The sequence below is a fragment of the Shewanella sp. GD03713 genome (assembly GCF_029843705.1).
GTDB lineage: Bacteria > Pseudomonadota > Gammaproteobacteria > Enterobacterales > Shewanellaceae > Shewanella.
This window is the reverse complement of record NZ_JAOCIW010000001.1, coordinates 1246321-1269094: the sequence shown is the minus strand read 5'-3', so window position 1 is coordinate 1269094 and position 22774 is coordinate 1246321. Positions and strand designations below refer to the sequence as shown.

The following is a 22774-nucleotide window of genomic DNA, read 5'->3' as shown; positions in this document are numbered from 1 at the left end:
CTTTAGGCTATCGCGATATGTCGAATATTCACCCAAAGCCACTTTACTGTATATAAATTCAGTATATACTGTTTATCAATACAGTGATTTGGTAAGTTTTTCGACAGGAACTCACTATGCTTTGCCAACTCAGCATCAACAATTTCGCTATCGTACGTTTCCTTGAACTGGACTTTCGCCCCGGTATGACCAGCATTACTGGTGAGACTGGCGCGGGAAAATCCATCGCCATTGACGCGCTAGGCTTATGCTTAGGCAACCGTGCCGATGCCAGCAGTGTTCGCCCTGGCGCGAGCAAAACCGAAGTCAGTGCCCGATTTTCGCTCGAGGATGTGCCTCTGGCAAAACGCTGGCTTGAAGATAACGATCTCGAACTCGATGATGAGTGCATTCTGCGTCGAACCATTGGCAGTGACGGCCGCTCACGCGCCTATATCAATGGCAATCCCGTCCCTTTGACTCAGTTAAAATTACTGGGGCAATTGCTTGTAGGGATCCATGGCCAGCACGCCCACCATGCCATGTTAAAGAGTGAACATCAGCTCACCTTGCTCGATAGCTACGCCAATCACAGACTACTGATAGACACAGTCGCGGCAAGCTATCAGCGCTGTAAACAAATTGAAGCCGAACTCAAACAATTAGAAGCCTCCCAGCAGGAACGTATCGCCCGTAAACAGCTGGTGCAATATCAAGTTGAAGAGTTAGATGAGTTTGATCTCAAGGTTGGTGAATTTGAAGAGATTGAACAGGAACACAAACGCCTGGCAAATGGCACCGAGTTGGTAGATAGCTGCCAAGCCAGCCTGTTTTTGCTCACGGATGGTGAAGAGAGCAATATCGAGTCATTACTGAACAAAGCCGTCGGCCTTGCCGAAAATCTGCAAAGTTATGACCCCGCGTTAACCAATGTCAGCACTATGCTGAACGAGGCGCTTATTCAAGTGCAAGAGAGCGCGGGCGAATTGCAGCACTACCTGAGTAAACTTGAGCTCGATCCCGCGCATTTTGCCTATTTAGAGGAAAGGCTCTCTAAAGCCATGCAACTGGCCCGTAAGCACCAAGTCAGCCCTGATAAATTAGCCGAGCATCATCTCGCCCTCAGGGCCGAACTCACAACCCTAGATGATGATGAAAATAAGCTAGAAGATATTCAACGCCAAGTGGAAGCCAGTAAAGTGGCCTACCTCGCTAACGCGCAAAAGCTGAGTCAGAGCCGCGCCCGTTATGCAAAAGAGCTGGATAAGTTGGTGACTCAATCCATTCATGAGCTCAACATGCCCAAGGGTAAGTTCACCATTGAAGTGAATTTCAATCCAGAAATCATGTCGATGAACGGCAGCGATAACATTGAGTTTATGGTTACCACCAACCCAGGCCAACCGTTACAACCTATATCAAGGGTTGCCTCAGGCGGCGAATTGTCACGTATTGGCTTAGGTATCCAAGTCATTACCGCGAAAAAGGTTGCCACACCAACACTCATTTTCGACGAGGTGGATGTTGGGATCTCAGGCCCCACTGCAGCCGTGGTTGGACGTATGCTGCGTAGCCTTGGCGAATCGACCCAAGTACTGTGTGTAACCCACTTGCCGCAAGTTGCCGGTAATGGCCATCAGCATATGTTTGTGAATAAATTCAACAAGGCCGGAAGCACTGAAACCACTATGACGCCTTTAGATAGGGAGCAACGTATCCAAGAGCTCGCCAGATTACTCGGTGGCGATACTATTACCACCAACACCTTAGCCAATGCGCGGGAGTTATTGCAGTAGTAACTCACCCTACCCCGCTGTAAATAAAGTCGTACACAGATTAAAGGCGCCAAGGCAGCCTTTAATCTTATTTGCAAGGGATAAACCTAAGCAGAAGGATTCACAATATTAGATATTTTAAGACGTTAGAATATTGATATCCCCAGATACTGACTAGCGGAATGCAAAATAACCGATAACGATAACAATCGCCCTCCGTGATGGATGAATGAATAATTTTTTATATTAATCGGTATATTTATAAAAAAATAATCAATAGTCCTGTCACCCTTTTCAATAACCTAATGAAGTTTAAATATTAATTTCAGTTAGATTATTATTGGCTAGATTGCAAATTTGATAGTGATATTTAATATTATCGAATAACGGTAGCTCTCCTAGACTTAATTACCTCTCTGGTCAATAGGAGTTGATCATGCCTTTCCAGCACATTCTCGCAGCAGTAGATGATTCAGTTCCGCCCAATGCCGTACTCAAAAAGTCCGTTGTCTTGGCTAGAAAATGCCATGCGTCCTTAACCGTTCTCAAGGTAAAACGCACCCACAATTTTAATCTCAATCTTTTATTTCATAGAGATAAATCTAAGCTGATGCCAGATGAAAGACGAAAGCCCATCTTGGCTTATCCAGATAAACAATATCCAATACACATAAAAGAATGCCTATCCCACTCAATACACAATGCTATCGTCAACGAATGTAATCAGTTTGACTATGATCTCATCATCGTCAGTCACAAATTCTATCCACCTTTCTTCAATGAATTTTTAATTGCAGATGAATGGCAATTGCTACGATTACCCCATATTCCAGTGATGTTTGTGGATCTTGAGGATTGGCACGAGAACGGCCATGTTCTCACCGCATTGGAACTCGATAATGAAAATATGACTCACCTCGAGTTTAATGAAACCCTTATAGAAGAAAGTAAACGGATTGCTAGCCTGCTCTCAAACGATTTGCATTTAATTAATAGCTACTTACCCGATCCCTTTTACATGAGCTTTAATCATCAGCCACAAGAACCCGTTTCAGAGCGGGAAAAATATAAAGCGAAGCTCACCACTGTGGCACGGCAGCACAATCTCAATACCCGCAACCTACACGTAGAAGAAGGTTTGCCAGAAGATACGATTTCCAATGAGGCACGTAGGCTCAACGTCAATATGCTGGTGATGGGCAGCGCCGAACGCAAAGGCATGTTGAGCGCATTCAAAGGTAATGCGGCGCGAAATATTATCAACAAGCTGCGAACCGATCTCTTTATTGTTAAACCGCGACATCAGCACTAATCACACTCAGCACTCAACAATCTCGCAAATAAAAACAGCCTTTAGAATTCACTAAAGGCTGCTTAATTATTACAAATCGGTTTCGTTAATGGATAAAAGCCGCGAGAGCCTGCACACCAATAAGCGCGAAAATGCCTGCTAATACATCGTCGATCATAATCCCAAAGCCGCCTTCGACCTTGGCATCCAGCCAACGGATTGGCCAAGGTTTGATGATGTCAAAGAGACGAAATAGCACAAAACCAACGACTAACCAGAGCACTCCGGCAGGCGCGGCAATCATTGTGATTAATAAGCCTGCGACTTCATCCCAAACGATTGCACCATGGTCATGTACGCCCATATCCTTAGCAGCTTTATCGCAGATATAAATCCCCGCGAGTACGCATACTAAGGTCACGGCTAAGTACCAACTCAAGGGCAATTGCGCCAATAACAAATAGAGCGGCACGGCCGCCAAGGTACCAAAGGTGCCGGGCGCCTTAGCCGCTAAACCACTGCCAAAGCCGAGTGCTAAAAAATGGATTGGATTTTTAAGAGACAGGCGCGACAGCGCCTGATCTTGGGATAACAACTTCATTAAAAGTGCTCAAAGCCATGATATGGCGGCGTAAACGGCTCACCATTGAGTTGCAACTTAAGTTTACTGCCCGCGCAGATTTGTCCAACCCGCACAAACTTAGTCCCCGCGTGGCTCAGTGCTGTTTCTAACGCACCTTTTTGCGCCTCTGGCACAGTAAAGAGCAGCTCATAATCCTCGCCCCCCGTCAGCGCATAACCTAAGGCATGCTCTTCGCTCACGGTATCCTGCATGGCGCGAGACAACGGAATCGAGCCCACATCCACAACCGCGCCTACCTGCGATGCTTTGAGGATATGGCCAATGTCCGAGATAAAACCGTCGGATAAGTCGATAGCGCTGGATGCTAAAGACCGTAACGACTGACCCGCTAACACTCGAGGTGTTGGACGATAATGGCGATTGATTAAGAACTCTTTATGCTCCGCACGCGCATGCTGCACGCCGCGGATCAAATCCAGTCCTAATGCTGAATCGCCTAGCGTACCGGTCACATAAATCCAGTCTCCTGCTTTTGCACCGTGACGCGTCAATGCCTTACCCTGCGGCACTTGTCCATGCACGGTAATGTTAATGGCTCTAGGGCCACGGGTAGTATCGCCGCCAATGAGGGCAATACCATAGTATTCAGCCGCTTCGAAGAGTCCCTCACTAAACCCACTCAGCCAGGCTTCGTTAACCTCAGGTAAGGTAAGCGCAAGCGTCATCCACGCAGGCTCAGCCCCCATAGCGGCTAAATCCGAAAGATTCACGGCTAAGGCTTTGTAACCTAAGGCTTGAGGGGGAATATCGGGGAAGAAGTGAACGTTTTCGACTAAGGTATCGCAGGAGATGGCGATCGACTTGTTTTCGGCGGGCTGCACTAGGGCGCAATCGTCGCCAATACTTAGTTTGACATCACGGCGCGTGGGGCCGCGGTGATTGAAATAACATTCAATAAGTTGGAATTCTTTCACTGTACAGTTTGGCGCGACTCACATCGGCCACCTTTGTTAGCAATGAAAAACGGTATCCTAAGATACCGTTTGTCCTTATTACTTACGTGCAACCAGTTTGTCGAGTAATCCATTAACAAACTTATGGCTTTCATCCGCACCGAAAGCTTTAGCCAGTTCAATCGCCTCGTTAATCGCGACTTTGAACGGCACATCTTTACGGAAAGTCAGCTCATAGGCCGCTAAGCGAACTATGGCTTTCTCCACTGGCGACACCTCATCAATGGGGCGGTCTAAGTGTGGAATGAACAACTCATCCAGTTGGGTTTTCTTAGTTGCTACGCCTGCAAATAGCTCACGAAAATAAGCTACATCAACACCGTCGAGGCTCTGTTCAGTTAAAAACTCGTGCTCGACATCGGCAATATTATTCCCGCTTAGTTGCCATGAATAAATGGCTTGTACGGCTAAACGGCGGGCCTTGCGGCGCTCAGAAGGCTTCATTATTTTTCCTACTATTACAACTGTTGTTCTAGCTGTTGCAGAACATTGACCATTTCAAGCAAGCTTAGTGCAGCTTCGCCGCCCTTGTTACCTGCTTTAGTACCTGAACGCTCAATGGCTTGTTCAATGGTATCTGTCGTCAATACACCGAAGGCAACAGGCAGATCGAACTCTAATGCGATTTGAGCTAGACCTTTGTTACATTCACCTGCAACAAAATCAAAATGAGGGGTACCACCACGGATCACAGCACCAAGTGCAATGATACCGTCAAACTTACCACTTGCGGCAACACGACGTGCAGCCAGCGGTAACTCAACCGCACCAGGTACACGGACGACAGTGATGTTTTCATCACTGACCTGGCCAAAACGTTTCAGCGTGTCAAGTGCACCTTCAAGCAGGCTCTCAACTAAAAAGCTGTTAAAACGCGAAATTACAATCGCAACTTTGGCATTCTTCGCTTCGATATTACCTTGAACTACGTTCATTTTCTTACCTAATTTAGCTAAAGCACCCGGCTTGGGCGAAAAGTGGCGACATGATACCACAGTCAATCGCCCACAGCCCTATGCAAATTATACAAATGATTAATTTTACCTTAGTGCAACGTCTAACAAGCTCAGCCTGTTACTCCGCCACGTATTCAGTCACTTCAAGACCAAAGCCCGATAGCGAGTGATAACGCTTAGGTGAGCTCAAGAGACGCATTTTGGTCACTCCTAGGCTGGCAAGGATTTGCGAGCCCACACCCACGCGCCGTGAAGTACCTTGCCATTTTGCAGAGGCTGGTGCTTGACCTTGATCTTCTGCCTCAAAGGCTTTGACTTTAGAGAGAATTTCACAGGGATGCTCTTGATTGCCCAGCAACACCAACACACCACCTTCGGCAGAAATACGCTCCATGGCTTTTTCAAGCGGCCAACTACGCTGCTGATCGCGCTCTGAGTGGAGTAAATCGTTGAAGGTATTTTGTAAGTGTACGCGCACTAAACAATCTGGCTTCACTTCGCCCTTCACTAAGGCAAAGTGCAGTTGATTGTCGATAGTGTCCCTAAAGGTCACCATGTCGAACTCGCCAAAGCGGGTTGGCAGTTTACATTTGGCTTCGCGCACGACTGTGGTTTCTTTGGTGTTGCGGTATTCGATAAGCGCCGCAATAGTGCCGATTTTAATCCCATGTAATTCAGAGAAAATCTCTAAATCGGGGCGACGGGCCATAGTGCCGTCTTCATTGAGGATCTCAACAATCACGCCCGACGGCTCAAGCCCTGCTAAACGGGCTAAATCACAACCCGCTTCAGTGTGACCTGCGCGGGTTAACACGCCGCCGTCCTGCGCCATTAATGGGAAGATATGACCAGGCTGTACTAAATCCGACGCCTTGGCATCTTTAGCCACGGCAGCTTTTACTGTTACGGCGCGATCGTGGGCCGAAATCCCAGTGGTTACGCCTTCTGCTGCTTCAATCGATACTGTAAAGTTAGTCGAGAACTGCGCATTGTTATTAGTCACCATCAAGGGCAGGTTTAACTGCTGGCAACGGGCTTTAGTCATCGTTTGGCAGATAAGTCCACGACCGTATTTCGCCATAAAGTTAATCGCTTCAGGCGTGACCAGCTCGGCCGCCATAATCAGGTCGCCTTCGTTTTCTCTGTCTTCGTCATCCATCAAAATAACCATTTTGCCTTGACGAATATCCTCGATGATCTCTTCTATACTGTGCAGCGCCATTGTAGGACCTTTATGATTTTACTGTTGTTATGAAATTCTATACCTAAGTGAGCTAAGTGCCAGTGCCCTAACGCACAAAGCCAGCACGGGCTAACATTTCCATAGTCACCCCACCGCCTTGGGTTTCTTTAGTATCAAAGCGCATTAAACGCTCTAAATAGCGGGCGATTAAATCCACTTCAATATTCACCTTATCGCCAGCTTTCAAATCTACCAACGTGGTTTCACCCGCAGTATGGGGCACTATGGTTAATCGGAAACGGTGTCCATCGACTTCATTTACCGTCAAACTCACACCATCGATGGTGATAGAACCTTTATGGGCGATGTAGCGAGCCAGCTCCGCAGGCGCCGCTAACCAAAATTCGATTGCTTGCCCACGAGCAAGACGCTGCTCTACGGTGGCAATGCCATCCACATGGCCGCTGACCATATGCCCGCCGAGGCGAGTTGTCGGGGTAACGGCTTTTTCAAGATTAACCTTAGTGCCGACTTTATAGTTAGCAAAGCCTGTGAGACTGACAGTTTCAGCCGACACATCCGCCACATAGCCATCGGCTAATTGCTGAACCACAGTCAAACACACCCCATTGGTGGCAATACTGTCGCCTAAACGCACATCGCTTAAATCCAGTTTGCCACTGGCAACCGTCAAACGAATATCATCGCCTTTACGTTCAAGCTTTCGCAGCGTGCCAACGGCCTCAATAATCCCAGTAAACATGGTTAACTCACTTATTCGCTAAAGATGGATTGGACGTGAGCCTCAAGGTGAAACGCGTATCCGCGCCCACTTTACGCTCATCGACCAGTTTGAGGGTCGGAATATCGGCCATCATTTGATAATCGGGTAATTCGAGTAGATTACGTCCCTGTGCGCCAAGGATTTTCATCGCTTGATACAGCACTAATTCATCGGCTAATCCCGCTCCGATAAAGGCGCCGGCTAAGGTCGCGCCCGCTTCGATAAGCACCTGATTACAGCTTTTGCCTAAATAGCTTAAGAGTGCGGGCAGCGAGATTCGACCATCAATCGCCGGTAATTGAAGACAAGTCACATGGGCGGGCAACTGCTCTACAAAGGCTGGCGAGTAAGGCTCAGTTGAGACTAATAACATCGGCGATTCAATCGCAAGCAATGCTGCCGTAATCGGCATCCGGCAACGACTGTCTAAAATAACCCGCAGCGGTTGTAAAATCTGCGCTTCTCTCAATTGTGAGCTAAGGCTGCCAAGCTCTGAGTAGCGCACATTGAGCGAAGGGTCATCGGCTAGCACAGTGTCAATCCCTGTCACTAGGGCGCAGGCGCGTAAACGTAAACGCTGCACATCGCGGCGAGCTTCGGGGCCAGTGATCCATTTGGACACACCGTTTGATAACGCGGTTTTACCATCGAGACTCGCGGCAAGCTTTACCGTCACCCAAGGTAGGCCTGATTCCATGCGCTTCATAAAACCAAGATTTAAAGCGTAAGCTTCGTCGCGGTGCAAACCGACATCCACTTGAATGCCCGCATCGCGCAGCATTTGAATACCGCGACCACCGACCTGAGGATTGGGATCTTCAACCGCCACCACAACTCGTTTTACACCAATATTGATCAGCGCCAAGGCGCAGGGCGGTGTGCGGCCATAATGGCTACAAGGTTCTAAGGTGACATAGGCGGTCGCGCCGCGTGCACTATCGCCAGCCATCCGCAGTGCATGCACCTCGGCGTGGGGCTCGCCGGCTTTTTGATGATAACCTTCACCGACAATCTGATTATCTTTTACGATAACGCAACCCACACTAGGATTGGGGCGAGTGGTATAAAATCCTTTGCGAGCCAGTTGTATGGCTCGGCTCATCATCTGGTTATCGAGTTCTGACCAATTCATATAAACCCTATGAAATCTTGAGGAAGCGTGTCCGAATGCTGCGCATAACGAGGCGCTAACCTAAGCACTAACCTAAGCGCTAACTTAAGATAACCCACATTACTTTTGCAGTTTCGCAATCGCCTCACCAAATTCGGAGACATCTTCAAAGGCGCGATAAACCGAGGCAAAACGAATATAGGCAACCTTATCTAGGCTCATTAACTGTTCCATCATCAAGTTACCTATCATCTCGGATGGCACTTCGCGCTCGCCGGTAGCCCGCAGCGTTGACTTGATTTTACTTAAGGCCTGCTCGATTTCATCCATGGACACAGGGCGCTTTTCGACCGCGCGTAACATACCTGCTTGCAGCTTTTCTTCATCGAAGGGTTGGCGCGTACCATCGCGTTTAATCACCCGTGGCATAACTAATTCTGCCCCTTCGAAGGTAGTAAATCTTTCGTGGCATTCGGTGCATTCTCGGCGACGACGCACTTGATGGCCTTCCGCCACTAATCGGGAATCGATCACTTTAGTATCTGTCGCGCTGCAAAATGGACAATGCATTGAGCCTCCTGCCGTGAATGGAATAAAGCCTATGGCTTTCGCTGTTTCTCGCTTAAACCGAGCGGGTTTAAGTCTAAGATTTTAGCAATAAAAATGGCCGCTTAATGCGGCCATGGGATTTTATCCTATTTATCGGCTGAGGTTAACCACCTGAGAGTGACACCCTAAGCAGTTGTGAACTCAGCTTTCATATTCAGATAAATTAACGAATTAACCGTAAACAGGGAAACGGGCGCACAGTGCCAATACTTGGCCTTTTACGCGCTCGATGACCGCTGGGTTGTGGGCATCGTCGAGGATGTCACAGATCCAACCGGTTAACTCTTTCGCTTCAGCTTCTTTAAAGCCACGGCGAGTGATCGCAGGCGTACCGATACGCACACCAGAGGTCACGAATGGAGAACGTGGGTCATTTGGCACAGAGTTTTTGTTTACTGTGATGTTCGCGCTACCTAAAGCGGCATCGGCTTCTTTACCCGTCAGGTCGCGACCGATTAAGTCCACCAGCATTAAGTGGTTGTCAGTACCGCCAGAAACGATCTTGTAACCGCGCTCTAAGAACACTTCAACCATGGCTTTAGCATTCTTAACCACTTGTTGTTGGTAAGCTTTGAACTCTGGCTCTAAAGCTTCTTTGAAGGCTACCGCTTTACCCGCGATAACGTGCATCAAAGGACCGCCTTGACCGCCTGGGAATACCGCAGAGTTCAGCTTCTTGTATAGCTCCTCATCATCGGCAGCAGACAGAATGATACCGCCACGAGGACCGGCTAAGGTCTTGTGAGTGGTTGAGGTCACAACGTGCGCGTGTGGCACTGGGTTTGGATACACACCAGCGGCGATAAGACCCGCAACGTGCGCCATGTCGACAAACAGGTAAGCACCGATTTTGTCTGCAATTTCGCGCATTCTTGCCCAGTCAACGATGCCTGAGTAAGCAGAGAAACCACCGATCATCATCTTAGGCTTATGTTCAACCGCCAGACGTTCCATTTCGTCGTAGTCGATTTTGCCTGATTCATCGATGCCGTAAGGAATGATGTTGTACAGTCTACCGGAGAAGTTTACAGGTGAACCGTGGGTCAAGTGACCACCGTGAGCGAGGTTCATACCTAAAACGGTATCGCCTGGTTTTAACAATGCCATGTAAACGGCGCTGTTTGCTTGAGAACCTGAGTGAGGTTGCACGTTTGCGTAAGTCGCACCAAACAGTTGTTTTGCACGCTCAATCGCTAAGGTTTCAACTACGTCCACATACTCACAACCACCGTAGTAACGCTTGCCTGGGTAACCTTCGGCGTACTTGTTGGTTAATTGTGAACCTTGCGCTTGCATCACGCGTGGACTGGTGTAGTTTTCAGAAGCAATCAGCTCAATATGCTCTTCTTGACGCAGAGTTTCGTTCTGAATTGCGTTGAACAGTTCCGGATCATAATCTGCGATATTCATATCTTTTTTCAGCATTGCTTACTCCAGCTGCCAATTCTTGTAGGTAGGGTTGCGCGGTATTCTACTCGTAACGAGCCGACAATCCCAGTCTCTGAAACATGAAAATCCTACAGTTTTACCTTGAACTCGCCTCAATGCCGAGTTGAGTTCGGCGCGCAATCGAGTAGAATTAGCCGCATCATTAGTCACTTATAGATGCAGAAAAATGGCTCAGTTTGTTTACAGCATGCTGCGGGTGGGCAAGGTTGTTCCTCCTAAGAAGCAGATCCTTAAAGACATTTCCTTAAGCTTTTTCCCCGGCGCTAAGATCGGTGTATTAGGTCTTAACGGTTCAGGTAAATCCACCCTACTGCGCATCATGGCCGGTATCGATACCGAGATTGAGGGTGAAGCGCGCCCAATGCCAGGTCTGAAGATTGGTTATCTGCCGCAAGAACCAAAACTCGATCCGACGCAAACCGTGCGTGAAGCGATTGAAGAAGCGGTTTCTGAAGCCAAAAATGCCCTCAAACGATTAGACGAAGTCTATGCGGCTTACGCCGATCCCGATGCGGACTTCGACGCACTTGCCAAAGAGCAAGGTGAACTCGAAGCCATCATTCAGGCGCAGGACGCCCACAATCTGGACAACATCCTCGAGCGTGCGGCGAATGCCCTGCGTCTACCTGATTGGGATGAAAAGATTGAAGTATTATCGGGTGGTGAGCGTCGCCGTGTGGCGATTTGCCGCCTGCTGCTGGAAAAACCAGAGATGCTGCTACTCGACGAACCCACCAACCACTTGGACGCCGAATCAGTCGCTTGGCTCGAGCACTTCCTGCAGGAATACTCGGGCACCGTTGTGGCCATTACCCACGACCGTTACTTCCTCGACAATGCTGCGGGCTGGATTTTAGAACTTGACCGTGGTGAGGGTATCCCATGGGAAGGCAACTACTCTTCATGGCTTGAGCAAAAAGATGCTCGCTTGAAGCAGGAATCTGCCGCAGAAAGCGCGCGTCAAAAGACCATCGCTAAAGAATTAGAATGGGTTCGCCAAGGTGCGAAAGGCCGTCAGTCTAAGGGCAAAGCCCGTATGGCGCGCTTCGAAGAGCTGAACACCACTGATTACCAAAAACGTAACGAAACCAACGAGCTGTTTATTCCGCCCGGACCGCGTTTAGGTGACAAAGTCATCGAAGTGAAGAACTTAACCAAATCCTACGGTGACCGCGTTCTGATCGATAACCTGTCGTTCTCCATTCCTAAGGGCGCGATCGTCGGTATTATCGGTGCCAACGGTGCAGGTAAATCGACCCTGTTCCGCATGCTGTCTGGCAGCGAGCAGCCTGATAGCGGCACCATCGAGCTGGGTGAAACCGTGCAACTGGCGTCGGTTGAACAGTTCCGTGACTCGATGAATGACAAGAACACCATTTGGCAAGAAATTTCCGGTGGTCAAGACATCATGCGTATCAACAACATGGAAATCCCAAGCCGCGCCTATGTGGGCCGCTTCAACTTCCGTGGTGCGGATCAGCAAAAAGTGATTGGCACGCTGTCGGGCGGTGAGCGCAATCGTGTTCACTTAGCTAAACTGCTGCAGGCTGGCGGTAACGTACTGCTCCTCGACGAACCTACCAACGACTTAGACGTTGAAACCCTGCGCGCACTGGAAGAAGCGATTCTCGAATTCCCAGGTTGCGCTATGGTGATCTCGCACGACCGTTGGTTCTTAGACCGTATCGCGACCCATATTCTGGACTACCGCGACGAAGGCCAAGTGAACTTCTACGAAGGTAACTACACCGAATACTCGGCGTGGTTGAAGAACACCTATGGTGCCGATGTGGTTGAGCCACACCGCTTAAAATACAAGCGTATGACTAAGTAAGCGCGATGCGTTTATCGGTACATAAAAAGCCCCGCAATTGCGGGGCTTTTCTTTGATGCACAAAAGGTTATGCCGACTAATCCTGTTCCTGAATCGCTTTCACATCACCATCGCGGTCAATCACATCGACCTGAAAGTAACGCACGCGCACGGTCGCCGGTTTTACTTGCCCCGTCTGCGTCAACTCACTTTCTAGTAGTCGCACAAAGCTGGCATCTGGTTTTTTAATGCCGCCAACGGTGACCCGCACTATCCATTGACTCGCCTCTTCCTCAATCCCGACTTTAATCAACCGCATATTGGGGAACTTGAGTAGCTGCTCGCTCACAATGCGAGTCACTTTGCTCTCATACAATTGCCTTGCCACCACATTATGCAGATTCACGCTGAGGGCGATAATCAAAATAACCAGCAAAATCAATGTAATGAAGTTACGTTTCAGCAACTCCCACAGCGAGCTTTTTTGCCAAAAATAAAATCCGTGAAAACCGTTCAACCACAGCACCACGGAGGACACAAATTGGATGGCGACTATGTTGGTAAACGTCAGTAAGAAGGCGCCTCGGGCGAGTTCAAAATTACCATGGCCTAGCAATATCGCCGAGGCACACAGGGGCGGCACTAATGCGGTAGCAATCGCTACCCCTACAAAGGAAGTACTTAACCGCGGCGAAATAGTCGCATAGGCGCCCGCTGCACCGCCAGCAAACGCGACCATTAAATCGAGAAAGTTTGGTGCCGTTCTCGCCATGATCTCCGGCGTGATGGGAATATCGGAATGCAGAAAGCCAATTAAAAAGGCGGTGAAATAAACCAGAATACTCCCCACGATTAAACTCTTAATGGCATGGCGGACTAGCAGCTTTTCCCCTTCGACCAGTCCTAATGCCAAGCCCAAAATGGGGGAAAACAGCATAGCGACAATCATGGCACCAATGACCACCGCAGCGCTGTTGGCCAAGAGTCCGTAGCTGGCGATGATGGCCGCTAGGGTGTTCATCGCCAAAAAGGGCACATCGAGCTGGGCATTGACGCGAATATTCGCGCGGGTAATTTCTTTGTGATCTTTAATATCTTCGCTCATATCGTCTGCTCAGCAAGGGAGGATGGGACCTAAGTTGCACATTTAAAACAAAAATATCCCAACCAATATAGCTGAACAGAAAATAGCCGCAATGGGGTTTAAGCGTCTGGCGCAAAATATAAATCGAAGGAAGGAGCTGGGACTGATTAACGATTCCAAAGTGACGTTAACCGGAGGGACAGAGTCGAACGAACAACGCAACCCTGTCACCACTATCTCATAGAGATGCAAGCGCAAGTTGCAAGTCGCGCATTCAAGATCACGCCCTTATATTGCGCCATTAAAATGCTGTACTAGCATATCCATCATCACCCTTAATGCGGGTTGCATATGTTTGCGGGATTGATACACCCCGTACACGCCTAAGGATTGAGGTTTAAATTCCCGCAGCAATGGCACTAATGCCCCCGAATCGAGGTGCGGTTTTGCCGCCCACAGGGGCTGCATGGCAATTCCCTCCCCCGCCAAGGTGGCGTTTAGCACCACCATAGAGTCATTGGCACTTAGGTTGCCCTTCACCGGAATATTAAATATCTGCCCGACTTCCTGCGTTGGCGTTGCCTTCGCGGCGACAGGCATTTGAGTGAATCGCCACATCACATCGCCAAAGTAGGAATAGGTTAGGCTGTTATGCCGAGTTAAATCCTCGGGATGCGTGATGGCCGAATGGCAGGCAAGATAACTCGGTGCAGCGCACACCACAGACTCACACTCGCCTAAACGTCTGGCGATAAGCGTAGGGTCGAGTTCGTTGGTGATTCGAATGGCAAGATCGATTCGTTCAGCCACTAAATCAACGGTTTGACTCGTCACATGAAAGTTCACACTCGCCTGCGGGTATTGGGCTAAATAAGGACGCACGACGCTGGGGAGGAGTAAATGCGCCATAAATTGCGAGCAGCTGATCCGCAGTAGCCCTCGGGGCTGGGCACTCTGAGCATGACTGACGGCGGGGACTTCCTGCGCCAACTCAAGCAAACGCTGACAATAATCGAGCACTTGTTCACCCGCATCGGTCAGGCTCAAACGTCTCGTAGAGCGGTGCAATAAACGGGCGCCTGACCATTCTTCCATCTCTGCCAAATAACGGGTCACCATGGAGCGCGACATATCTAACGCCTCGGCGGCGCCAATCATGCTCCCCCGTTCGACAATAGTCACAAACACCTTTGCCGCTTCGAGTCTATCCATGGTTTATTCGCCCCTTGTTGATTAGCTTGCACTAGATTCTCGGCTTTCAACGCCAATTCATCCGAATTATGCAACAAATAAGCGCAATTTTCCGTGTTTATCTAACGTTTTTTGCAACCTAAACTAAGCTCACTTTTGCAGCAGTGCAAATCACCGAATGCCTATTTGAATGAATAAGTGAGAACTGAAATGACACTATTGAATAACCTAAGCTTGACCAGCTTCAAACCCCAATTCGCCGCTGCAATGCTTGTGGCAGGAATGGCTACGGCGCAGGCCGCACCTTTGCAAGTGAGCCATTTTAATCCGGGTGAAAACAGCATCTTTGCCGTATCCTCCAGCTTTATCAGTGGCGAGCATGAAATGATGTTGGTCGATGCTCAGTTCCAAAAAAATGATGCCCAGACTTTAGTGAATACCATTAAGGCCAGCGGAAAAAAACTCACCTTGGTTTATATCAGCCACAGCGATCCAGACTTTTACTTTGGTTTGGATGTGATTAAGCAAAACTTCCCCGAGGTAGAAATCGTCGCAACCCAAACCACGGTCGATGATATTAAAGCCTCGATGGAAGGCAAACTCGCCTACTGGGGACCGATTTTAAAGGACAATGCGCCGAGCCAATTAGTGCTGCCAAAGGTGGTGACAACCAATAGCTTTAGTATCGATGGTGAACAAGTGCTGATTGAAGGTCTAGAGGATGCTCACCCTAAGCATACCTTCCTATGGGTACCTTCGGCTAAGACAATCACTGGCGGAGTTGAAGTATTTGATAATACCCATGTTTGGATAGCTGATACCCAAAGTATCGAGTCTCGCCAGGCTTGGTTAGCCCATTTGGATAAAATGAGTGCCCTCTCCCCCGAAACAGTGATCCCTGGCCATTATCTTGGCAAGGCAAGATTTGATCAGCGTTCAATTAGCTTTACCCGCGACTATATTCATGCCTTTGAAAATGCAGCTAAAACAGCAAAAAATTCTGCGGACCTAATTGCCAAAATGCTCGCACTCTACCCACAAATCCCCAGCGATGTGGGCCTTGAGATCAGCGCCAAAGTGATTATGGGCGAAATGCGCTGGCCCATGTAAACGCATCGGGGCACGGTATTCCCTGCCCCATTCATTCTGATGTAAGCCTTGGTTAGCACTCAAGCCAAAGCTCAGTACAACTCAGTTCAGCCCGTTTTATAGGAAGTCCCCATGAATACCAATGAAAATCCACAGGCCGTTTTACATGCCATTATCGACCCTCTGTGCGGTTGGTGTTATGCCGCCGCACCGCTGTTTGATGCCGCAGCCGCTGCCGGATTTAGCATCAAACTCCACGCGGGCGGCATGCTCACAGGCCCAAGACGCAAACAGATTGATAATCAATGGCGCGACTATGTCATGCCCCATGATCAACGTATTGCCGCACTAACCGGACAAGTCTTTGGTGAAAACTACTACGAAGGCCTATTGCGTGACACGAGTATCCTATTGGATTCGGCGCTGCCCATCAGGGCGTTACTCGCAGTGACTGCCTTAGGTGGCAATGATTTAGCATACTTACATGCGATGCAGCTCGGCCATTATCGTGATGGCAAGTGCGCAAGCGATGAAAATAACCTGCATCTTTTAGCGGAAAAATTGGGCATAGATGGCGCCGCCTTTGCCCGAGAATACGCCGAAAATGAAGAAGCCCTTTATCAACATATCGTCGCTTCACGAGCATTAATGAATCAGCTCGGCGCCCAAGGTTTTCCCTCCGTGGCGCTAGAGACCAGTGAAGGTCACTTAAAGCTTCTCAATCACAGCCGCTTTTACGGTCAACCCTCGAAGTGGCTTGAATATCTGAATGAGCAGCTATCCTAATCGGCAGCTTTCTTATCAAGTTTGCGTTTAAAAGCATACGCCTTAGGAGGTTTAATACCTAAGGCGTAATATTTTAGTCCTGAGCACAAAGCGATTATCTAAATCTTTTTAAAGGCTTAGACAATCGGTTAACCTTGATTTTCAGGAGCAAGCTCGGCCTGCTTGGCCTCTTCGAGGGTAAAACTCTCCGCCTTTTTCACGCATTCCAGCACAGTCTTAACATAGAGTGCTATCGGCTTATCCTGTGGTAAACGGGGTAATTTTGTTCCGGGTAAAGACAGTTGATACTGCTCGGCTTTAGATTCAAACCAGGAGAAACGCATCAACTTAGCTCCTTGATTCGTTTCTAAATAGCATTTGTAATCCTGTCGTTTCTCTTTTTCTGCCGCCATTGCAGGCCATTGAAGCCCCCATAACAGCAACAAAAAAATGGCACCATATTTCATCATTACGCTATCACTCATATTAATTTATTAAGGCTTTGCATCATTGATCTACGTAGTAGTAAATCTTATTTGCCTTAGGCCCACTGCCGATACACTTAGGATTACCGCTCTCACAAGTCGCCTCCTCAGGCACTGCCTTACCAATCCCAATCAAAAACATATCTGGAGTGGGAGCCTTAGCATTGGGGTCATCGGGCTGTGCAGCCGGGGGGATGACCAATTGCGGCGTATCCAAAACCAGTTCACCGGCATATAAGAAATCGGTTCTGTAACCATTTGTTCCCTTCTGTAAATTTCTCTTATGAAGAAATCCCCTACCCGAACTTAAACATTGGTCCTCCGAAGCATCACTGCCAGGCGCAAAGCTAGTAAACTGGACAGCACCGCCAACAATAATTGCAGACGAAAGGCTCTTTTGACCTTTCAGAGGGAACTGATAGTACCAACCCCGTTTTTTGCCAAAGGCGATTTCACTAGCTTGGTTGCTTGGCGCCGCCGTAGTCACATCGTATAAATCACTTAAGGTTAAGGCGCTCGGCACTGGCTTTTGATTAGGCTTACCTTGGAATGATTGGGTCACAACATTCCTATCTTGCAAGGCAAAAAACATATCCGAACGGGACACATCGTTAGGTTTTGCCCTGTGACCACTACCCACCACTACGGCATCGTAGGGAATATTCTGCTTCGTCACTGTCTTGGTCGATTTTCCGTTGACCACCTGAGTCAACTCGAAGGTATTGGTGATAATGGTCTGCGCGACCGTGGGGCCGGAGAAGAATCGTCTGTCACTTGCCACCGAACTCCTATCCCCTAATGCGGCAAATTTAAATCCCGACCAGGTCGAGGTATTTGCAGAAGGCATATCCATTCGCCACACATTCCCTTGTGTGTCAGTGGCATAAATCCTATCCGTTCTTCCATCACCATTACCGTCTAACACGGCAACGCTGCTCGGAACACTGTTCGCAATCCCCGGCAATTGGGTGTTTGCGCCATTGCCACCAAATTGATGGATTAACGCGCCTGTTTCGGCATCGACAATAAACACGCCTCGGCCTTGGCTATCGTCACTGCCAATTTCGGCGCCATCCTTGGTCGCAGGAGTATATCCCGCACCGAAGATCAGCACGGGTTTATCCCCAGTGGCACTCGGAATCGTGGTGACGACAGGCGTCGACCAGGATTGACCTAACTCGCCCATTCCCGGTGAGCTGGCATCAATCCTCCACATAAAAGTAGGATTATCGGGGGAGGTGATATCGAGGGCATAATAAGCATTTCCCCCACGGCGCATCCCCACAAACACCCACGCTTTTTCAATACGTTTACCCTGCATTTTGGTGTAAGCGACTGGCGAGCCATCGATGCCGTATACCGAGTGCACGCCCGTTGGCGCGTTCGCCTTCAGATCGCGAAAATTCGGCAGCAACTCATAGGGGATAAAACCCCAAGTCTCAGACACGCTATCGCCTTCATCCTTGAACATATGCAGGAACCCATGGTTAGTCCCCACGATAATCCGAATATCGGGCTGATCTTCAGAGCCAAAATTGAGTGCTAAGGGTTTGGAATGTAAAGCATCCCCCATAATATCGGCGCGCCAGTTGGGGGTTGCGCCACTCGCGGCACTGAGGTCCTGATTCTTGTCATTATCGACATCGATGCCCTTGGCCCAATCAAAATGCTCGCTAAGCTCAGTTTCATCAACCCCCATATACAAGGCCAAACGTGCATCGCCCCCCGCTTTGCGAGAGGCATTCGACAGGGTAAACGGGCTTAATCCCGTGCCTAAATTACTGTACAAGGTGCGACTACTCGCCTGCTGCATTGCACCTAGCACACCACCCCGCTTCACATCGTTACCATCGCCACTCGCACCACACTCTTCGGCCGAGGTCCAATAGGAGCAGGCCTCGGCTTTGATGTTGCCATCTTCGCCTATCGCATTGTTGCCTTTGCTATCGACAACATCACCACTACTAGTCACCTTAAATTTCTTGATATTGCCTAACCATCTCGGTCCTTTGTTCGGCAAAAACATAGAGTAATAAGCGGAATCAAAGGTTTGTGTTCGGTTAAAGTTATTACTCGCCACCGAAGGAGAGGTAAAGCTGGCATTTTTTTCGAGGATATTGTTCAGGGCCGTTTGTAATGAAGAGCGTAATTTACTGGCATCGGTCGCATCGAAATACTTACCTCCGCCATTTTCGGCGGTCTGCTTCAGCAAATGTTCGGCACTGGCGGCACCTTCACTAAAGCCGATGGTAAAGGTTCTAACGGTTTGTTTACCCGCAGAATTAGGATTGACGTCTTCGTTTCTCATCCAGCCCGAAAGCGCACTGAGGTAGCTGACGGGGCTTGAGGTATGTTTTCCCACACCTTTGGTTAATTGCTCCACCAAACCATCGGCCGCGTTATCCAAGGTGGGTTCACCGTCGGTGATATAGATGATATAGGCTTCATTTTGGCAACGTTTGAAGGGCGAATTATAGTTATTAGTCCCCACGACTAATGCTTCTGGATCGGTAAAAGGGTTTCTTTTCGCTTCGTAAGTTCCCTGATAGCGCCCCCAGCGGTCGTAATAATGGTAATCGCTGTCGTCGTCACCAAAATACTGACTCTGCCCGCCGAAATAGCGGTACGCCTCATAGAGGGTTTCGCATAAGGGGGTATTTTGGGCGTAGTTAATATCATTAATCCCTTTAAGCAGATCAATTTTAGCTGCAGCGGACATCGGCTTAATCCCAGAGATAATCCGCCCACCGTCACGCTGCCCATCATAGGGGCCATTCATATTGAAAATCGCTAGACCAAAATCCACACCCGGCGTGGTTAAAATCACACTTTCAATCGCATCTTTAGCCAAGGCCAGTCGCGTTTTATTGACCCTAGTTTTAGGACCATGCAGCCAGTTTAAGTAATCTTCGGTATAGACGGTAACCACTTTACCAGTACCAAACGCGGTCTTTTCCGCCTTCGCCTTGGCCGCGGACTTTACACTGTCTGACGAGTTAATACTGGCTTTAGTGTAACGAACCGGTTTGCTCGCCGTCCCTAAGCTATCCACGGGTAAACCTTGGGCTTCACCTGCCGCGTTACCGAACTTGTTTTCCTGAATATCCTCAAAACAATCGACGGCGGAAATGGAACTGCCGTTAAGCTCTGAAAACTCTCTCCAAGACCCCGAGCTTCCCGAAAAACCATATTCCCTAAAGAACCCCGTAAAGGTGCCGTAACGATTCAGATATTCCCATGAGCTTTCGCAGCCATTGAGAGCCCCTTTGAACTTACGTTTTTCCCGCCCTGAATTAGGGTTGGGCGCAGCCTCGTTTTCCGATGAGCCTCGGCTATAGAATAAATTACCCGATTGGGCATAATTTACATCGCGCTTATTCTCGTAGGGCGCTTCGACATCATAGGCGAGACTGCTCATGCTGCCCGAGTTGTCGAAAATAATCAGCACCTGTGGACGCGAGCCATTACGGGCGGACGCTTCGAAAACATAAAGCTCTGTGTCATCGGCGTGAGTCGGCGCCATAAATAAACTGGCCGCACTCACAATTACACTCGACAGAATAAGAGAAATGACTGACGTTAACGTATGGCGAACGTTTTGTGGTCGAGCGTTAAGGGATATCAGTGAAGAAACACGAGCAAGAGAGGACGCCACCCTATTATTAGGCTGGCATGTTAATAAAGACGGAATCATACAGTACGCATATCTGTTATTTAGATAAAAACACTTTTACCTAGCGTCTTATTATTAATCCACAGATTAACAATAAAGCCGATGCCAAAACAACCAACACCATTACCGAATGGAAGCCAGTAAAATCATAGCATTAGGTAACACGAACTGACTTTTACCATTATCAACACTTCTTTGGCAATAAATAAACAAAACTATTTAAACTGATAAATATGTATCAACAAGATCACAATGATGCGCACTAAAAATAATCACTTAAAAGTCATCATTTAAAGGTATCAGGAATAATTTATTTAAAAGTAACCGTATAACTTCCGCTTAAAATCAATTCCAAAATAACGCATTTAAATATGCGTAAAATACGATCAGCTCATTTCAACTCTCTATCTTGCTATCCGATTTCGATGCTCAATTATCGCTATCCTTTTAGCGGTATTTTAGGCATTCAGTGAGTCCATCATGAAAATATCCCATCTTTATGCCCCTTGCTGCATCTAATTATTAACATTATGCTAACCAACCCTAAATAGGCGGCGTAAAACGATATAAGGAACATCGAATGCACTTAGTCTCCGAATCTGGCCTCCCCCATGCCAACAGCCCATCGCAGGATGTGTATTCGTCCGAATCAACCCCAAAACGTCGCACGCTCGCCGCTCAGGGAGTCTTATTGACCCTGCTCAGCTTATTTTCCGTTGCCAGTTATAGTGCTGATCCAAGCTCCCCGGTCACAGATGGCCCCTATGTATTTCTCAATCAAGGGCAAGAAAATACCGCCTACTGGATCTGCCAGAGTCAGTTAAAACAAACCCCTATCGCAAACAATCAATTGGCTCGCCCAAATGATTGCGGCAACTTGCCACAGCCCTTACGTCATAGCGAAGCGCCTCAAGTTGAAGCCGACACTTATACCCATGCGGGTAAAATAGTGGCCCTGAGCGATGTGCATGGCCAATTTGATGTGATGATTAACTTGCTCAAGGCGCACAAAATTATCGATGACCAACATCGTTGGGCCTTTGGTGATGGCCATATGGTGATGACGGGCGATATGTTCGACCGCGGTCATCAAGTTAACGAAGTTCTGTGGTTTTTATATGAGTTAGATAAGCAAGCCCAAGCCGCCGGTGGTCGATTACATTTACTCATGGGCAACCACGAGCAAATGGTGTTTCGCGGCGACTTACGTTATGTGAATGAGCGCTATCAAACCTCGGCGGAATTACTCAATCGCAGCTATGATGCGCTCTACAACAAAGACACCGAAATCGGCCGTTGGCTTCGCAGTAAAAACACGTTGGTGAAAATCAATAATTTGCTGTTTATGCACGGCGGAATAAGCCCAGAATGGGTCGAGCGTAAACTCAATATCAGCGATGCCAATCAGTTATTTCGCCAACATTTAGACGATAAAAAAGAAGATTTAAAACAAAACGATCTGCTGAACTTCCTGTTCTTCACCAACGGTCCGACTTGGTACCGTGGCTACTTTAAAGACGCGCTTAACGAACAAGAAATTGACCAGATCCTTAACTACTTTAAGGTTGACCACATCATAGTTGGCCACACCTCGCAGGATCGGGTTCTTGGGCTTTATCATAATAAAATCATTGCGATTGATAGCAGCATTAAGAATGGTCAATCGGGTGAGCTATTACTGATAGATCAAGACAAGCTCACCCGTGGTCTGTACCAAGGTGAACAGCTAACGCTTTAAAATAAGAGCAAGCTTTAAAATAAGCACAACTCGAAGATAAGCACAGAACAAGATGATTAAGGGCTTATGGGCTTTCCCCATAAGCCCTATTTATTGGTCAAAGCAATAACTTCACTTCCCCTTTCGTTAAGAGTTATCCCCTAACGTTAGTCATCGCTGTTGCCACCATTCGCTTCCAGCGTTTTCAACACAGTAGAACCATT

19 protein-coding genes are annotated in these 22774 nt (G+C 48.3%); 6 read left to right on the top strand and 13 right to left on the bottom strand.

The window, feature by feature from the left end:
* Window positions 1-116: 116 nt before the first annotated feature.
* Window positions 117-1775 carry a DNA repair protein RecN gene (gene recN, locus N5E87_RS05615; RefSeq protein ID WP_279775149.1) on the top strand — a complete coding sequence of 553 codons (1659 nt, stop codon included), beginning with the start codon at window positions 117-119 and terminating at the stop codon, window positions 1773-1775.
* Window positions 1776-2190: 415 nt separating this feature from the next.
* On the top strand, window positions 2191-3066 hold the full coding sequence (locus N5E87_RS05610; RefSeq protein WP_279775148.1) for a universal stress protein: 876 nt from the start codon (window positions 2191-2193) through the stop codon (window positions 3064-3066).
* 85 nt (window positions 3067-3151) lie between these two features.
* Here N5E87_RS05610 and N5E87_RS05605 read toward each other — a convergent pair whose 3' ends face one another.
* The 9 genes from N5E87_RS05605 to glyA all read right to left on the bottom strand — a co-directional run bounded on the left by N5E87_RS05605 (window position 3152) and on the right by glyA (window position 10709).
* Window positions 3152-3646 (bottom strand): phosphatidylglycerophosphatase A, encoded by a 495-nt coding sequence (locus N5E87_RS05605; protein ID WP_220057564.1) that lies wholly within the window; start codon window positions 3644-3646, stop codon window positions 3152-3154.
* Window positions 3646-4602 carry a thiamine-phosphate kinase gene (thiL, locus tag N5E87_RS05600; protein WP_249554396.1) on the bottom strand — a complete coding sequence of 319 codons (957 nt, stop codon included), beginning with the start codon at window positions 4600-4602 and terminating at the stop codon, window positions 3646-3648. The genes N5E87_RS05605 and thiL overlap by 1 nt, the downstream gene beginning before the upstream one ends.
* A 78-nt stretch (window positions 4603-4680) precedes the next feature.
* Entirely contained in the window at window positions 4681-5085 is a 405-nt protein-coding gene (gene nusB, locus N5E87_RS05595; RefSeq protein WP_011621889.1) for a transcription antitermination factor NusB, read from the bottom strand.
* 14 nt (window positions 5086-5099) lie between these two features.
* Entirely contained in the window at window positions 5100-5576 is a 477-nt protein-coding gene (gene ribE / locus N5E87_RS05590) for a 6,7-dimethyl-8-ribityllumazine synthase (RefSeq protein ID WP_011073313.1), read from the bottom strand.
* A 139-nt stretch (window positions 5577-5715) separates the two neighbouring features.
* Complete coding sequence (ribBA, locus tag N5E87_RS05585; RefSeq protein WP_011621888.1) at window positions 5716-6819, bottom strand: bifunctional 3,4-dihydroxy-2-butanone-4-phosphate synthase/GTP cyclohydrolase II; 1104 nt, start codon at window positions 6817-6819, stop codon at window positions 5716-5718.
* A gap of 67 nt (window positions 6820-6886) precedes the next feature.
* Window positions 6887-7543: a riboflavin synthase gene (locus N5E87_RS05580; protein WP_011621887.1), complete on the bottom strand. Its 657-nt coding sequence runs from the start codon at window positions 7541-7543 to the stop codon at window positions 6887-6889.
* Between the two features lie 7 nt (window positions 7544-7550).
* A complete protein-coding gene (ribD, locus tag N5E87_RS05575; protein ID WP_279775147.1) occupies window positions 7551-8696 on the bottom strand; it encodes a bifunctional diaminohydroxyphosphoribosylaminopyrimidine deaminase/5-amino-6-(5-phosphoribosylamino)uracil reductase RibD in 1146 nt (381 codons plus the stop codon).
* Between the two features lie 99 nt (window positions 8697-8795).
* A complete protein-coding gene (gene nrdR, locus N5E87_RS05570) occupies window positions 8796-9245 on the bottom strand; it encodes a transcriptional regulator NrdR (RefSeq protein ID WP_011073317.1) in 450 nt (149 codons plus the stop codon).
* A gap of 210 nt (window positions 9246-9455) precedes the next feature.
* Window positions 9456-10709 carry a serine hydroxymethyltransferase gene (gene glyA, locus N5E87_RS05565; protein ID WP_011625551.1) on the bottom strand — a complete coding sequence of 418 codons (1254 nt, stop codon included), beginning with the start codon at window positions 10707-10709 and terminating at the stop codon, window positions 9456-9458.
* A gap of 190 nt (window positions 10710-10899) precedes the next feature.
* Between glyA and ettA the strand changes: the two genes are divergently transcribed.
* Window positions 10900-12567, top strand: a complete 1668-nt coding sequence (gene ettA, locus N5E87_RS05560; protein WP_011621884.1) for an energy-dependent translational throttle protein EttA — start codon at window positions 10900-10902, stop codon at window positions 12565-12567.
* A gap of 76 nt (window positions 12568-12643) precedes the next feature.
* On the opposite strand, the gene N5E87_RS05555 is transcribed toward ettA, so the two are convergent.
* Entirely contained in the window at window positions 12644-13651 is a 1008-nt protein-coding gene (locus N5E87_RS05555) for a TIGR00341 family protein (protein ID WP_011716198.1), read from the bottom strand.
* Between the two features lie 267 nt (window positions 13652-13918).
* On the bottom strand, window positions 13919-14842 hold the full coding sequence (locus N5E87_RS05550) for a LysR family transcriptional regulator (RefSeq protein WP_086904357.1): 924 nt from the start codon (window positions 14840-14842) through the stop codon (window positions 13919-13921).
* Between the two features lie 189 nt (window positions 14843-15031).
* Between N5E87_RS05550 and N5E87_RS05545 the strand changes: the two genes are divergently transcribed.
* Together N5E87_RS05545 and N5E87_RS05540 are read left to right on the top strand one after the other, a co-directional pair.
* The gene (locus tag N5E87_RS05545) at window positions 15032-15931 is read left to right on the top strand and encodes an MBL fold metallo-hydrolase (RefSeq protein WP_279775145.1); all 900 of its coding nucleotides are present in this window, start codon (window positions 15032-15034) and stop codon (window positions 15929-15931) included.
* A gap of 111 nt (window positions 15932-16042) precedes the next feature.
* On the top strand, window positions 16043-16696 hold the full coding sequence (locus N5E87_RS05540; RefSeq protein ID WP_089068238.1) for a DsbA family protein: 654 nt from the start codon (window positions 16043-16045) through the stop codon (window positions 16694-16696).
* A gap of 128 nt (window positions 16697-16824) precedes the next feature.
* On the opposite strand, the gene N5E87_RS05535 is transcribed toward N5E87_RS05540, so the two are convergent.
* Both N5E87_RS05535 and N5E87_RS05530 read right to left on the bottom strand, forming a co-directional pair.
* Window positions 16825-17160: a TapY2 family type IVa secretion system protein gene (locus tag N5E87_RS05535; RefSeq protein WP_279775144.1), complete on the bottom strand. Its 336-nt coding sequence runs from the start codon at window positions 17158-17160 to the stop codon at window positions 16825-16827.
* Window positions 17161-17182: 22 nt separating this feature from the next.
* Entirely contained in the window at window positions 17183-20854 is a 3672-nt protein-coding gene (locus N5E87_RS05530) for a PilC/PilY family type IV pilus protein (protein WP_279775143.1), read from the bottom strand.
* A gap of 559 nt (window positions 20855-21413) precedes the next feature.
* Between N5E87_RS05530 and N5E87_RS05525 the strand changes: the two genes are divergently transcribed.
* Window positions 21414-22571, top strand: a complete 1158-nt coding sequence (locus N5E87_RS05525) for a metallophosphoesterase (protein WP_126512659.1) — start codon at window positions 21414-21416, stop codon at window positions 22569-22571.
* Window positions 22572-22774: the final 203 nt, after the last annotated feature.

Coding starts and splice junctions, on each gene's coding strand:
- N5E87_RS05540 (WP_089068238.1), top strand. CDS start 16,043: ATGAATACCAATGAAAATCCACAGGCCGTTTTACATGCCATTATCGAC.
- N5E87_RS05545 (WP_279775145.1), top strand. CDS start 15,032: ATGACACTATTGAATAACCTAAGCTTGACCAGCTTCAAACCCCAATTC.
- N5E87_RS05610 (WP_279775148.1), top strand. CDS start 2,191: ATGCCTTTCCAGCACATTCTCGCAGCAGTAGATGATTCAGTTCCGCCC.
- N5E87_RS05530 (WP_279775143.1), bottom strand. CDS start 20,854: ATGATTCCGTCTTTATTAACATGCCAGCCTAATAATAGGGTGGCGTCC.
- N5E87_RS05550 (WP_086904357.1), bottom strand. CDS start 14,842: ATGGATAGACTCGAAGCGGCAAAGGTGTTTGTGACTATTGTCGAACGG.
- ribBA (WP_011621888.1), bottom strand. CDS start 6,819: ATGGCGCTGCACAGTATAGAAGAGATCATCGAGGATATTCGTCAAGGC.
- N5E87_RS05555 (WP_011716198.1), bottom strand. CDS start 13,651: ATGAGCGAAGATATTAAAGATCACAAAGAAATTACCCGCGCGAATATT.
- N5E87_RS05580 (WP_011621887.1), bottom strand. CDS start 7,543: ATGTTTACTGGGATTATTGAGGCCGTTGGCACGCTGCGAAAGCTTGAA.
- ettA (WP_011621884.1), top strand. CDS start 10,900: ATGGCTCAGTTTGTTTACAGCATGCTGCGGGTGGGCAAGGTTGTTCCT.
- ribD (WP_279775147.1), bottom strand. CDS start 8,696: ATGAATTGGTCAGAACTCGATAACCAGATGATGAGCCGAGCCATACAA.
- N5E87_RS05605 (WP_220057564.1), bottom strand. CDS start 3,646: ATGAAGTTGTTATCCCAAGATCAGGCGCTGTCGCGCCTGTCTCTTAAA.
- glyA (WP_011625551.1), bottom strand. CDS start 10,709: ATGCTGAAAAAAGATATGAATATCGCAGATTATGATCCGGAACTGTTC.
- N5E87_RS05535 (WP_279775144.1), bottom strand. CDS start 17,160: ATGAGTGATAGCGTAATGATGAAATATGGTGCCATTTTTTTGTTGCTG.
- ribE (WP_011073313.1), bottom strand. CDS start 5,576: ATGAACGTAGTTCAAGGTAATATCGAAGCGAAGAATGCCAAAGTTGCG.
- recN (WP_279775149.1), top strand. CDS start 117: ATGCTTTGCCAACTCAGCATCAACAATTTCGCTATCGTACGTTTCCTT.
- N5E87_RS05525 (WP_126512659.1), top strand. CDS start 21,414: ATGCACTTAGTCTCCGAATCTGGCCTCCCCCATGCCAACAGCCCATCG.
- nrdR (WP_011073317.1), bottom strand. CDS start 9,245: ATGCATTGTCCATTTTGCAGCGCGACAGATACTAAAGTGATCGATTCC.
- nusB (WP_011621889.1), bottom strand. CDS start 5,085: ATGAAGCCTTCTGAGCGCCGCAAGGCCCGCCGTTTAGCCGTACAAGCC.